The organism is Rhizobacter sp., assembly GCF_031412075.1.
Classification (GTDB): Bacteria; Pseudomonadota; Gammaproteobacteria; order Burkholderiales; family Burkholderiaceae_C; genus Rhizobacter.
Window position 1 is genome coordinate 1 of sequence record NZ_JANOCG010000444.1, and the last position, 13,330, is coordinate 13,330.

Consider the following 13,330-nt stretch of genomic DNA (forward strand, 5'->3'; position numbering starts at 1 on the left):
TCATCGGCCAGTACGACCGACCCCGGCAGCGGCTGGCCCGGCGCGGCCTTGCCCATGCTGCGCTCGCCGATCAGGTCGCCTCGTTGCGCGAGGTAGACGGGGCCCAACAAGGCATCGGGCCCACCGCCCGGCAGGGGCACGAAATCGGGGTCGGCGACATAACGGTCGCGGTCGGCATAAGCCAGCCGATAGGCCTCGGTCAGCAAATGAACTGCACGCGGGTCGAGCGCCCGGCCCACGGGCGGCCAGGCCGCCAGGTCGTGCTTTGCCAACATCCCCAGCACCTGCCCTAGCGCCAGCGTGCCGGATGACGGCGGTGCCATGCCACACACGCGCCAGATGCGGTGATCGAAGCACAGCGGATCGCGCGCCTTGGCGCGGTAGCCCGCCACGTCGGCCTCGGTGATCGCGCCTGGGTTGCTGGCATGGCCTCGCACCTTGGCCACGAGGTCGCGCGCGACGGCGCCTTCGTGCAAAGCCACCGGCCCACGCTCAGCCACATCGCGCAACAAGGTGGCGAGCGCGGGGTTGCGCAGTGTGCTTGCGGCGGCGCGCGGGCTGCCATCAGCTTCGTAGAAATAGGCGCGGGCCTGCGCATCTTGTTTCAACGAGTCGGCAATCGCTGGGTCGCGCAAAAAGTTGGCCAGTCGGGGGCTGATCGCGAACCCCTCTTCGGCCAGGCGAATCGCCGGTTGGAACAGCGCCTTCCAGGGCAGCTTGCCATGCTGGCGGTGCGCCAGCTCCAGCGCACGCAAGGTGCCCGGCACCCCGACCGAACGGCCGCCCACCACGCCCTCCATGAAGCCCATGGGCCGACCGTCTTTCATGAAGAGATCGGGTGTGGCCGCGGCGGGCGCCGTTTCACGGCCATCGATGGTCTGCACCCGCTTGCCGTCGTGGTGCACGATGAACACGCCACCGCCAATGCCCGACGACTGCGGCTCCACCAGCGTCAGCACCAGCTGCACCGCGATGCCGGCGTCGATGGCGCTGCCGCCGGCCCTGAGCATCTGCATGCCCGCCTCGGTGGCCAGCGGGTGAGCGGCAGCCACCATGTGGCGCTGCGGCAGCGGGCTGGCGCATCCAGCCAGCAACAGCAGCGCGGCCAGCCACCACGCGGCGCGAAGCTGCCGCAGGGGCATCAGCCCTCTTCCTTGGTTTCCTTGGCCGGCAAAGCCCGTGTGTGCATCACCCGCTGCGGGAACGGGATTTCAACGCCCTCGGCATTGAGCACGCCCAGCACCGCGAGGTTGACTTCCGACTTCACCTGGCCCTGCCCGTTTTCGGGGTCGCGGATCCAGAACTGCAGCGAGAGGTCCATGCCATCGGCTGCAAAGGCCGAGAGCTGAACTGCTGGCGCGGGGTCGTCGATCACCCGTTCGACTCCGCCGATGGCCGCCACCAGCTTGGGCTGCAGCGCCTGCACGTCGGTGCCGTAAGCCACCTGCACCGTGCTGGTGATGAGCACCCGTGGGTCGGCGAGCGACGAGTTCTCGACCCGCTGCGTGATCAGCATTTCATTGGGCACGATGGCTTCACGTCCATTGAGCGCGCGGATCACGGTGTAGCGGGTGCGGATGTCGCTGATGCGGCCCTCGAAGTTGTCGACCTTGACCATGTCGCCGATGCGCAGCGAGCGCTCGGCCAGGATGACAAAGCCACTCACGTAGTTGGCCGCGATCTTCTGCAGGCCGAAGCCCACGCCAACACCGATCGCGCCGCCCAGCACGCTCAAGGCGGTGAGGTCGATGCCCACGGCCGACAGCGCCAGCAGCAGCCCGACAAAGAGCAGCACCGCACGCACGATGTTGGAGATCATCTTGCGCATCGACAGATCGTTGCCGGTGCCGTGGATGATCTTGCGCTCGAGCGCGGCCGACACCCACAGCGCCAACACCATGACCACCGCCGCGGTCAGCGTGCCTTCGATCATGTTGCGCAGCGAGATCTGCGCGTTGCCAATCTTCCAGCGCACGCCGTCGAGCTGCTCCAGCACCGCCGGCATCACGCCGGTGACCCACAGCACCACCACGATCCAGGCGACCCACGACAGGGTGCGCTCGATGGCACGCATCCAGGCGCTGTCGGGAAAGGCTGCCGACAGCACCCGCACCGTGAGCCGTATCAGCACCAGCGAGGTCAGGATGGGAATGGCCACCTTGAACACCGCTACGGGCACCAATCCCTTCAGGAACTCGCGCGCCACCAGCGCCAGCAGCAAGGCGAACACCGGGAACAACACCCCGTCGACCACGCTGCGGCCAAACAGCACGGCGCCCTGGACCGTGAGCACCTTGCGCAGCAGGAAGCAGATCAACCACGAGAGCCCGAGGCAGCCGAGCAGCACGGCCGCTTCGGTGAGAGCGCCCTGCCCGGTCAGGTTACGCAGCAGTTCTTGGAGTTCTTTGGCGTTGAAGCTTGAATTCATTCGTCGGTGTTGTGCATCAAAGTCCGGCCAGCACCCGCAGGTGCGTGGCCACGCTGCGCGCGAGCGCGTTGAGGGCATAACCGCCCTCCAGGCACGACACGATGCGCCCGCCGGCGTGGCGGTCGGCCACGTCTTTCACGCGGCGGGTGATCCATTCGTAGTCGGCCTCGACCAGGCCGAGCTGGCCGAGGTCGTCTTCACGGTGGGCATCGAAACCCGCCGAGATGAAGATCATCTGGGGCTTGAAGGATTCGAGCCGAGGCATCCACATGGCTTCGATCATCTCGCGCAACTCGCCACCGCGTGTGTAGGGCGGGATCGGCAGGTTGATCATGTTTTCGCCCTTGGGCACGCCGCCGCTGTAGGGGTAGAGCGGGTGCTGGAAAAAACTCACCATCAGGATGCGTTCGTCGCCGGCCACGATGTCTTCGGTGCCGTTGCCGTGGTGCACGTCGAAGTCGACGATGACCACACGCTTCAGGCCGCGCACATCGAGCGCATGGCGCGCCGCGATGGCCACGTTGTTGAAGAAGCAGAAGCCCATGGTCTCGTCACGCGTGGCGTGGTGGCCCGGCGGGCGAACGGAACAGAAGGCGTTGTCGATGTCGCCATCGATCACCGCATCGGTGGCCGCCACAGCAGCACCGGCAGCGCGCTGCGCTGCCGCCCAGGTGCCGGCGTTGGCGCTGGTGTCGGGGTCGAAGGCGCGTGACTCGCCGGTCAGGGCCAGCTGCTGAAGGCGGTCTTTGAGTTGGGAGACGTAACCCGCGCTGTGCGCCAGCTCCACGTCGTGCAGGTCGACCAGCGGTGCATCGCGCTGCTCGAGTGCCACGTCGAGGCCGGTCGCGATCAGGTGGTCATGGATGGCGTCGAGCCGCTGCGGGCATTCGGGGTGGCCGTGGCCCATGTCGTGCGCATGGCAATCAGGGTGTGAGTAGAAGGCTGTGGACATGACGCTCGGGCCGAGGGTTTCGGGTATCGTGCTTCACATGAGCTCAAGCCTTGCGTCACAACTCACCCGTTTGACCGATCAGATTAGCACGATCATCGTGGGCAAACGCCCGCAGGTGCGCGACTGCGTGGCCTGCCTGTTGGCGGGGGGCCACCTGCTGATCGAAGACGTTCCGGGTGTCGGCAAGACCACACTCGCACACGCGCTGGCGGTGTCGCTCGGCCTGCGCTTCTCGCGCACCCAGTTCACCGCCGACCTGATGCCCTCCGACCTGATCGGGGTGAGCGTCTACGAGCGCAGCAAGGAGGCGTTTGTCTTTCACCCCGGCCCGGTGTTCGCCCAGGTGCTGCTGGCCGACGAGATCAACCGCGCCGGGCCCAAGACGCAGAGCGCGCTGCTCGAAGCGATGGAAGAACACCAGGTCACGGTCGAGGGTGAAACCCGCGCCTTGCCCCGGCCTTTCTTCGTCATCGCCACGCAGAACCCGACGGATCAGCTCGGCACCTACCCGCTGCCCGAGTCACAGCTCGACCGCTTCTTGATGTGCCTCACGCTCGGCTACCCCGACAAGGCCAGCGAACGTGCCCTGCTCGCCGGCACCGACCGGCGCGAAGCCATCCACGGCCTGCAAGCCGTGATGACACCGGAAGACCTGGTCGCCGCACAGCAAGAGGTGCTGAAGGTGCACGCCTCCGACGCCTTGCTCGACTACTTGCAGTCGCTGATCGCCGCCACCCGCAGCGGCGCCTGGTTTGTCGACGGCCTGAGCCCGCGCGCGGGCATTGCCGTGCTGCGCGCCGCCAAGGCGCATGCCCTGCTCGATGAGCGCGACTACGTGGCACCCGACGACGTGCAGGCCATCCTGGCGCAGACGGTGGCCCACCGGTTGGTGCCCGTGGCGGGGGCCGGGCGTGGTGCGCGCGAGCAGGTGCGGGCGATGATGGAAGCGGTGCCGCTGGTTTGATGAACACGACCTTGCGCCAATGGACGGCCCGGTGGCCCAACCCGGCAGCCAGCGTGCGCAAACGCTTTCGCACCTGGTGGCAGTCGCGCCTTCCGCGCACCGATACGCTGCTGCTGACGCAGCGCAACGTCTACATCCTGCCCACCCGCGCCGGGTTGATGTTCGGCTTGACGCTGATGGTGCTGCTGGTGGCGTCGATCAACTACCAGCTCAACCTCGGCTATGTGCTGACCTTTCTGCTGGCGGGCAGCGGCATCATCTCGATGCACGTCACGCACAACACCTTGCGCGGGCTCACCCTGCACCTGCGCCCGCCGGTGGCGGTGTTCGCCGGCACCTCGGCGCTTCTCGACATCACCCTCACCAGCCCGGGCCAGGCGCGTTATGGCATCGGCCTGCGCATGGAGGCGACCCCCGCGGCCACCCTGAGCTGGACCGACGTACCCGAGGGCGGGCAGGCCCATGCGCAGGTGAGCTTCGTGCCGACCGCTCGCGGGCGCTACGAGGTGCCGGCCATCAGCGCCGAAACACGCTTCCCGCTCGGGCTGTTTCGGGCCTGGTCGGTTTGGCGGCCCGAGGCGCAGGTGCTGGTCTATCCCCGGCTCGAACAACCGGCCGCCCCGCTGCCGCCAGCCCACGCCACGCCTGGCGGCCCGACGGCACGACGCAGCACCGACGGCGGCGAGATCGAAGGTGTGCGTGGCTACAAGCGAGGTGACCCCTTGAAGCTGGTGGTATGGAAGAAGGCCGCCCGCAGCCTGGAAACCGGCGGCGAGCTGGTCAGCCGCGATACCAGTGCATCGGTTCACCAGGAGCTATGGCTCGACTGGGCGCACTGCGCCGGCCTGGCCCCCGAAGACCGCCTGTCGCGACTCGCCACCTGGGTGCTGGCCGCCGACCGCGCCAGTGCCGACCACGGGTTGCGCCTGCCCGGCACCGAGATCGCGCCCGGCCACGGCGACGCACAACGCAAACGCTGCCTGGAGGCCTTGGCGTTATGGCAGTGAACTGGCGTCATTTGCCGCGCGAGGCGAGAGACACGCTGTTCCTGCTGGCGGTCATCGCCTGGACGGTCATGCCTCACCTGTCCAACGTGCCGGTGTGGTGCGGCGTGTTGACGGCTGCGGTTCTGGTGTGGCGGGCCTACCTGGCGCTCAACAACAAGCCCTTGCCGAGACGCTGGGTGCTGGTCGTCGTGTTGGGGCTCGCAGCCGGGCTGACCCTGTGGTCGTTCAAGACCTTGCTTGGCAAGGAGCCGGGCGTGACCCTGGCCGTGGTGCTGATGGGGCTCAAGACCCTTGAGCTGCGCGCCCGGCGCGATGCCTTCGTGGTGTTCTTCCTCGGCTTCTTTCTCGTGCTCACCCATTTCTTGTTCTCGCAGTCGCTCGCAGTGGCGGCCGCCATGCTGGCATCGGTATGGGGCCTGTTGACAGCGCTCGTTCTGGCCCACATGCCCGTCGGCCAGCCCAGCCTGCGCAAGGCCGGCACGCTTGCGCTGCGCACCGCTTTGCTGGGTGCACCGATTATGGTGATGCTCTTTCTGCTGTTTCCACGCATCGGGCCGCTCTGGAGAGTGCCGCAAGACGCAGGGGGCAAGACCGGGCTGTCCAACAGCATGTGCATGGGCACGATGGCCCAGATCGCGCAAGACGACCGTATCGCCATGCGCATCAAGTTTGAAGGCGCTGTGCCGCCGACCAGGCGATGTATTTCCGCGGCCCGGTGTTCGCGCGTTTTGATGGAAAGACATGGAACCCGAGCTACACCTCATCCACACCCGCCAGGACCGAGCTGCGACTCAGCAGCCCTGCGCTGCGCTACGAAGTGACCCTCGAGCCCCTGCGCTTGCCGCTGCTGCCCGTGCTCGATGTGACGACCGAGATCGGGGCCATCGATGGCCTTCAGACCTACCGTCGCGAAGATCTGGTGTGGGAGGTCACCCGGCCCGTTCACGAGCGCTTGCGCTTCAGCGCCACCGCTCACATCGGCTTCGCGCATGGCCCCCTGCAGCGGGCGCTGCCGCTCAAGGAAAACGTGGCCCTGCCGCTGGGCTACAACCCTGGCACGCTGGCCTGGGCACGCCAGCTCGGTGACGACCCGCGCTACGCCAACGCCGACGCGCAGGCCTTGGCACTGGCGGTGATGCAGCACATCCGCACCGGCGGCTTCACCTACACGCTGGAGCCGGGCGTGTACGGCGAAGCCAAACCGATGGGCGCCATCGACGAGTTCTGGCTCGATCGCAAGGAAGGCTTTTGCGAGCACTTCGCCGCCGCCTTCGTGGTGATCATGCGGGCACTCGGCGTGCCCGCGCGTGTGGTCACCGGCTTCCAGGGCACCGACCCCTTTCCGGTCGACGGCTACTACATCGTGCGCCAGAGTTCAGCCCATGCCTGGGCCGAATACTGGCAAGAGGGCAAGGGCTGGATCCGCGCCGACCCCACCGCTGCCGTGGCGCCCGACCGCATCGTGCGCAGCCGCAACCTGGCTCCCGACCCAGGCTTCATGGCCGGCGCGATCGCGAGCGTCAACCCACAGCTGCTGGCGCAAATGCGTGCCGCCTGGGAAGCTCTCGACAACCGCTGGAACCAGTGGGTGCTCAACTACGCGCGCGGCCAGCAGCTCGATCTCATGAAAAAGCTCGGCTACAACTCACCCAGCTGGCAAGACGTGGCCTTTCTGCTGATCTTCACCCTGAGTGGCCTGGCCTTGGTGGGTGCCGCCTGGGCCTGGTGGGACCGGCACCAGCAAGACCCCTGGCAGCGCCAGGCCCAAAAGCTGCGCCGCGCCTTGCGCACGCTGGGGCTGGAGGCCATGGCGCACGAGCCACCACGCGCCCTGGCGGCGCAGGTGCGGCAACGCTTCGGCGCGCAAGGTGAGGCGCTGTCGCACATGCTGCAAACCCTGGAGCAGCAGCGCTACGGCCGCGCGCCGCTCAAGCGGCCATCCTCCGGCTGGCTGCGCGACCTGGTTCGCGAAGCCCGCCATTTGAGGCGTGTGGCGAGAGCCCCGGCTCGATAATGCGAGCCATGTCCCGGTTCACCCCTCTCCTGCGTTCTTTCGCCCTCGCCTTGTTGATGACCGCGGCCCACGCCGAGGCCGCCAAGGACGACAGCGCACCCGACCTGATCACCTACGGCCAGCGTGAAGACGTGATGCGTTTCGGCGCCGAGCTGGCCGAGCGCCACGGCCTCGATGCCGGCTGGGTGAAGTCGCTGCTGGCAGAGGCCCGCTACGTGCCCAACGTGGCCAAATTCATCATGCCGCCGGCCACCGGCACGGCCAAGAATTGGGCTGCCTACCGCTCGCGCTTCGTCGAGCCACTGCGCATCAAGAGCGGCATGGCCTTCTGGCGCGACAACGAAAAGTGGCTGCAGCGCGCCGAAGAGATGTACGGCGTGCCGCCCGAGATCATCGTCGGCGTGGTCGGCGTGGAAACCATCTACGGCCGCCACATGGGCAATTTCCGCGTGATCGACGCGCTGGCCACCTTGTCGTTCGACTTCCCCACCGGCCGCAAGGACCGCAGCGCTTTCTTTCGCAGCGAGCTGGAGCAATTCTTCGTGCTGGCCCGCAGCGAGGGCGCCGACCCGCTCAAGCTCAAGGGAAGTTATGCCGGCGCCATGGGCATGGGCCAGTTCATGCCCAGCAGCTGGAACAAGTACGCGGTCGACTTCGACGGCGACGGTCGCGTCGACCTGCACACCAACGCTGCGGACGTGATCGGCAGCATCGCGCACTACTTCGCCGAGTTCGGCTGGCAGCGTGGCTTGCCCACGCGCTTCGACGTGGCCGTGCCGGTGGAAGCCGCCGACCGTGCGGTGCTGCTAGGGCCTGACATCCTGCCCACCTTCACCGCCCAGCAGTTCGCCGAAAAGGGCGCGGGCCTGCCGGCGGCGGCGCGCGAGTTCACGGGACCGCTGGCGCTGGTCGAGCTGCAAAACGGCGACGCGGCACCGAGCTACGTGGCCGGCACGGCCAACTTCTACGCCATCACCCGCTACAACTGGTCGAGCTACTACGCCATGGCAGTGATCGATCTCGGCGAGGCCATCGCGCTGATCCGCAAGCGGGTCGACCGCTGAGGCGACGGATCCGGGCCTCGCAACGCGCTTCAGGCGTCGGTGGGTCGTTGCCCCGCTGGCGCGGCGGGGGGGTCTTGCGGCCAGGCGTCGAGCGGCAAATCTTCGACCACTTCCAGCCCGTGCAACAGCTCCCAGCTGGAATCGCTCCAACTGACGACGCCGGCTCGCTCGGCGGCCTGCGCTACCCCCACTCGGCTGACATCGAACCCATCGGTCGTTTTCATTTGAAAACTCATTGTTGCCATTGCTCGCTCCCTTGTTTTGGCTCTGCACAGTCTGCGCATGCCGGGTTGGCGAAACCATCCCACCGTTGGGTTGAACAATGCAACGAGCAGGCCCCCAAAGGAATCCCGCAGGTCGAGGGCCTGCCTTCCGGGGGTGTGATTTATGGGCGCTTTTTCAAACGGGGATCACGCTGACCGAGACATCCATGTCCTGCGTGCCACCGCCGAGGATCACGCCTCGCAGCGGCACCACGTCGGCAAAGTCGGATCCCCATGCCAGCGTGATGTAGCGGCTGTCGGCGAGCTGGTCGTTGGTGGGGTCGAACTCGACCCAGCCGCACTCGGGCGAGTAGGCCGCCACCCAGGCATGTGAAGCGTCCACCCCCATCAGCCGGGGTTGGCCTTCGGGCGGGTCGGTGAGCAGGTAACCCGACACGTAGCGCGCCGGCAGGCCGTGGCCGCGCAGGCAGGCGAGCATCAGGTGCGCGAAGTCCTGGCACACGCCGCGTCGCTGGTACAGCACTTCGTCGACCGAGGTGCTGACGGTGGTGGCGCCTGGGTCGAACTCGAAGTCGGCGTGAATGCGCTGCATCAATTCGGTCACCGCTTCCAGCCAATTGCGCCCGGGCTTCAACGACTCCAGCGCATACATGCGAGCGCCTTCGGACAGTGGCACCAGCAGGGTCGGCTCGCACATGCGCGCGGGGATCAACTCGTCGAGCTCGGGTTGCTGGCGCACGGTGTCGCGCACACTTTCCCAGGCCACGACCGGAGCGTCGTCAACCGGCAGGCGGTCGGCCACTTCCACGCTGCAGTGCATGCGCACGCGCAGCATGCGGTGCGCGCCATGCAGCCCGAAGTGGGTGACGCTGTTGCCGAAGCTGTCAGGTGCTTCGTGGCGCTCGTCGGGCGGCGGGTCGATCTGGATCGAGCACGACAACAGCCGCTGCCACGGCAGTTGGCGGGGCGTCAGGCGGGCGAGTTGCCACGACTGCGACACGGGCGCCGCGTACACATAACGTGTTTCGTGTTCGACGGTGTAGCGCTCGCGTGTCATGGCTTCAGGCCACCAGCGACAACACGCTGCGCGAATCGGCGTGCGAGAAGAACTTGAGCGTCAGTTCGTCCGACACGGTTCGTGCGGCATCCTGGAGCTGCGCCAGCAGCTCGGCCAGCTTTTCGCTCTCAGGGTGCAGATCTTCGGCCCGCAGCGACAAGAGCGTGGCGCTGACAGGCGCCAGCACAGCGCCGGCGAAGCGCCCGTGCGCGCGCTCCAGCTTGTCGACGTATTCAACCAGGCCCTTGACCTGGAACGCCACCGAGCGCGGGTTGGTGTCGTCTCGCATCAGCAGGTCGAGCACCGGCAGCCACTCCGGCGCCACCAGGTAACGCGAGCGGTAGGTGACGGTCGAGTCGGCCAGCTCCAGCAGCCACTCCAGGCCACCCGCACGGCCTTCTTGTGTGGCCACCTGCAAGGCGTTGCACAGGCTCGACAAACGCTCGATGCGCCGCCCGATCGACAGGAAGCGCCAGCCGGTGCCACGTGTCATGCCGTCGAGCACGTAGCCCGACAGCGTCATCATCGACGTCACCGCGCGGTCGAGCCAGCCCAGGGCCAGCGGCAGGGAGCTGCCACGCTGGAACACCGGGTCGGCAATCAAGCGGTTGAGCGTGCGCCAGTTGTCAGCCGACATGCGGTCGCGCATGTTGAACGCCACACGAGACAACTGGCGCAGCCGCTGGCTGAGCCCTTCTTCGGGATGGGTGGCGGCACGCAACAACTCGGTGCCGGGGTTGTCGGACGAATCGATCAGCCCGAGGCGCCGCGCCAGCGCGAGCACCGGCACCAGGCCATCGGACAAATCGTCGGCATTGGCGTCCACATTGCCCAGCACGCTGGCAATGGCGACACGCAGCAAGCGCGCTGCGCCATCGCAGCGCTCGCCATAGCGGCCGAACCAGAACAGGTTTTCCGCGGCGCGCGAGGGCACGTTGCCACGCGCGGTGACGAGGTCGTCGGCCGAGACGGTGCTGGAGAGCAGAGAGAACGACGCGTTCACCGGCCCGTCCGACAGCACCCAGGTGTCTTTGGAGCCGCCACCGCGCTGCATGGCGATCACACGCGACTCGCCGTCGCCTGCCACACGGGTCAGGCCGCCGGGCATCACGCGGTAGCCATTCGGCGTGGCCACCGCAAACACCCGCAGGCCGACGGTGCGTGCGCTCAGGTGGTTGCCTCTCAGCTCAGGGCCGCGCTCCAGCACCGGCGCCTGCGACACATGCACCCACTCTTGCGCCACGTAGCGCTGCGGCCGCGACGCCACACGCGCCTTCAGCAGCACACGCTCGTCAGCCGACAGGTCGGCGCCGAACACCGCGGGCTCACGCGCCGAACGATCCAGCGGTTTGATGATGATCTTGTCGAGCCGCTTCCAGGCGTCGGTGAAGGCCGCCGGCTCACCCAGCCACCAGGTGGCCACGGAGGGGAGCAAGAGTTTCTCGCCGAGCAGCTGCTGGCTCAGCTTCGGCAGGTAGCCGAGCAGCGCCCCCGACTCCAGCACGCCCGAGCCCAACGCATTGGCCAGCATCACCGTGCCACGGCGCGCGCAGTCAGTCAGGCCGGCGACACCGAGTGCGGAGTTGGAGCGCAGCTCCAGCGGGTCGCAATAGTCGTCGTCTTGCCGGCGCAGGATGGCATGCACCCGCTTCAGGCCTTCGACGGTTTTCATCCACACGCGGCCATCGCGCACGGTGAGGTCGCTGCCCTCGACCAAGGTGAAGCCAAGGTAGCGCGCCAACAAGGCGTGCTCGAAATAGGTTTCGTTGTACGGCCCGGGCGTGAGCAGCGCAATCAGCGGTGGCCCGTCGCCCTTGGGAGCCCAGCGCAATAGCGATTCGCGCAGGTTGGAAAAAAACGAAGCCAGGTGCTGCACGTGCAGCTCGCGAAACAGCTGCGGGAACACACGCGACACCACCAGGCGGTTTTCCAGCGCGTAACCGGCGCCCGAGGGCGCCTGCGTGCGGTCGCTCACCACCCACCAGCGACCGTCGGGCGAGCGCGCCAGGTCGGCGGCGTAGTTGAAGAGGTGCACGCCACTCGGCGGGCGAATGCCCTGAACCTGGTGCAGGAAGCCGCTGTGGCCAAAGATCACCGAGGGCGGGATCGCGCCGCTCTTGAGCAGCTTCTGCTCGCCGTAGATGTCGGCCAGCACCAGGTTGAGCAGCTCGGCGCGCTGGGCGATGCCGGCTTCGATGTCTTCCCATTCGCTGGCCGAAAGCAGAAGCGGCAGCGGGTCGACTTCCCAGGGCCGGTCGGCGCCTTTCGGGTCGGCGTAGACGTTGTAGGTGATGCCGTTCTCGCGGATCTGCCGCTCCATCAGCGCGAGGCTGTCGGCCACGCCCGGGCCTTCGCGCTCGGCGAGCGAGCGCAGGAACGCGTCCCAGTGCGGGCGCGGTTCGCCAGGCGCCATGAGCAGCTCGTCATAGCGGTCTTCGGGCGCGGCGTAGCCGGAGAGCAGCTTTCTCAGCATGGACGGGGGAAGGTGCAAGGAGTCACCGCCGGATTCTCGCGGATCGGAGCCCAGAGCCCGCCGACCACCCGCGCCGGCAGGCAAAAGCAATACGCGAGCCTAGGCACTCTGGAGCGAGGACAAGGCCTTCGCGATGCGGTGCCGCTGCACCTTGGTCTTGGGTACGGGAAAGTCGAACCAGGAGCGCACGTCTTCTTCCAGCCCGATGCCGTGCATGAAGTTGTAGAGCGCCTTTTTCAGCCCCACCCCGAGTGCATCGTGGTCGGTGCCGGTGGGGTCGATGAAGCCGATGTCGTTCTTGGCGAAAGAGACCGGCGGCAAGGGCTGCAAGGTCACGCCGTACTCCTCGGGGTTCTTGCCCACGGGTGAATGCACGGTGCAGGCGAAGCGGTGAAAGAAACCCGACTGGATGCAGCCCTGTTCGAACAGCTGGCGCACGTATTCGAGCGCGTCCACCGTGTCTTGCACCGTCTGCGTGGGGAAGCCATACATCAGGTAGGCGTGCACCAGGATGCCTGCGTCGCTGAAGGCCTTGGTGACACGCGCCACCTGCTCGACCGACACACCCTTTTTCATCAGGTCGAGCAGCCGGTCGGAGGCCACCTCGAGGCCGCCCGAGATGGCGATGCAGCCGCTGTCGGCCATCAGCTGGCACAGCTCGGGGTTGAACGATTTTTCGAAGCGGATGTTGCCCCACCACGAGATGGCGAGCTGCCGCTGGATCAGCTCGGCCGAGAGCGTCTTCAGCGCCTTGGGCGGCGCCGCTTCATCGACGAAGTGAAAACCCGTCTGCCCGGTTTCCTTGACGATGGTCTCGATGCGGTCGACCAGCGTCGCGGCCGAGGCGCCCTCGTAGCGCGAGATGTAGTCGAGGCTCACGTCGCAGAAGCTGCACTTCTTCCAGTAACACCCATGGGCCACGGTGAGCTTGTTCCAGCGCCCGTCACTCCACAGCCGGTTCATCGGGTTGAGCATGTCCAGCAGCGAGAGGTAGCGGTCGAGCGGCAGGCCGTCCCAGGTGGGGGTGCCGACCTCGGCGAAGGCGATGTCTTGTTCGACCCAGTTGATGTAGCGCACGGCGCCGTCTTCCCGCACGAAGGTGCGCACCAGGCGCTGGCGTGAGCGTTTGCCTTGCAGGTGCTCCAGC

Annotated in this window: 11 protein-coding genes and 1 pseudogene; 5 read left to right on the plus strand and 7 right to left on the minus strand. The window is 67.1% G+C overall.

The genetic code is table 11. From position 1 onward, the window contains the following. The 3 genes from RMO40_RS16800 to RMO40_RS16810 all read right to left on the minus strand — a co-directional run. On the minus strand, positions 1 to 1,142 hold a 1,142-nt coding region (locus tag RMO40_RS16800), incomplete at its 3' end, for a gamma-glutamyltransferase (protein ID WP_309723901.1). Continuing rightward, on the minus strand, positions 1,142 to 2,428 hold the full coding sequence (locus tag RMO40_RS16805) for a mechanosensitive ion channel domain-containing protein (RefSeq protein ID WP_309723903.1): 1,287 nt from the start codon (positions 2,426 to 2,428) through the stop codon (positions 1,142 to 1,144). The genes RMO40_RS16800 and RMO40_RS16805, both read right to left, overlap by 1 nt. 16 nt (positions 2,429 to 2,444) lie before the next feature. Then, positions 2,445 to 3,380: a histone deacetylase family protein gene (locus tag RMO40_RS16810; protein ID WP_309723905.1), complete on the minus strand. Its 936-nt coding sequence runs from the start codon at positions 3,378 to 3,380 to the stop codon at positions 2,445 to 2,447. 37 nt (positions 3,381 to 3,417) lie between these two features. Between RMO40_RS16810 and RMO40_RS16815 the strand changes: the two genes are divergently transcribed. The 5 genes and pseudogenes from RMO40_RS16815 (at position 3,418) to mltB (ending at position 8,429) form a co-directional block, all read left to right on the plus strand. Further along, positions 3,418 to 4,344, plus strand: coding sequence for an AAA family ATPase (locus RMO40_RS16815; protein ID WP_309723907.1), 927 nt, complete (start codon positions 3,418 to 3,420; stop codon positions 4,342 to 4,344). Then, positions 4,344 to 5,351: a DUF58 domain-containing protein gene (locus RMO40_RS16820; protein WP_309723909.1), complete on the plus strand. Its 1,008-nt coding sequence runs from the start codon at positions 4,344 to 4,346 to the stop codon at positions 5,349 to 5,351. Before RMO40_RS16815 ends, RMO40_RS16820 begins: the two co-directional genes overlap by 1 nt. A 68-nt stretch (positions 5,352 to 5,419) precedes the next feature. Next, positions 5,420 to 6,267 (plus strand): annotated as a pseudogene (locus RMO40_RS16825) (TgpA N-terminal domain-containing protein); the annotation flags it as partial. Between the two features lie 219 nt (positions 6,268 to 6,486). Continuing rightward, a complete protein-coding gene (locus RMO40_RS16830) occupies positions 6,487 to 7,365 on the plus strand; it encodes a transglutaminase-like domain-containing protein (protein WP_489660182.1) in 879 nt (292 codons plus the stop codon). An 8-nt stretch (positions 7,366 to 7,373) separates the two neighbouring features. Then, on the plus strand, positions 7,374 to 8,429 hold the full coding sequence (mltB, locus tag RMO40_RS16835) for a lytic murein transglycosylase B (RefSeq protein WP_309723912.1): 1,056 nt from the start codon (positions 7,374 to 7,376) through the stop codon (positions 8,427 to 8,429). Positions 8,430 to 8,458: 29 nt separating this feature from the next. Here the strand turns inward: mltB and RMO40_RS16840 are convergent, their stop codons facing one another. The 4 genes from RMO40_RS16840 to RMO40_RS16855 all read right to left on the minus strand — a co-directional run. After that, positions 8,459 to 8,653, minus strand: a complete 195-nt coding sequence (locus tag RMO40_RS16840) for a hypothetical protein (RefSeq protein ID WP_309723914.1) — start codon at positions 8,651 to 8,653, stop codon at positions 8,459 to 8,461. A gap of 175 nt (positions 8,654 to 8,828) precedes the next feature. After that, positions 8,829 to 9,710, minus strand: a complete 882-nt coding sequence (locus tag RMO40_RS16845; protein WP_309723916.1) for a transglutaminase N-terminal domain-containing protein — start codon at positions 9,708 to 9,710, stop codon at positions 8,829 to 8,831. Positions 9,711 to 9,714: 4 nt separating this feature from the next. Beyond that, positions 9,715 to 12,183, minus strand: coding sequence for a circularly permuted type 2 ATP-grasp protein (locus tag RMO40_RS16850; protein ID WP_309723918.1), 2,469 nt, complete (start codon positions 12,181 to 12,183; stop codon positions 9,715 to 9,717). A gap of 99 nt (positions 12,184 to 12,282) precedes the next feature. Next, on the minus strand, positions 12,283 to 13,330 hold a 1,048-nt coding region (locus tag RMO40_RS16855; RefSeq protein ID WP_309723920.1), incomplete at its 5' end, for a radical SAM protein.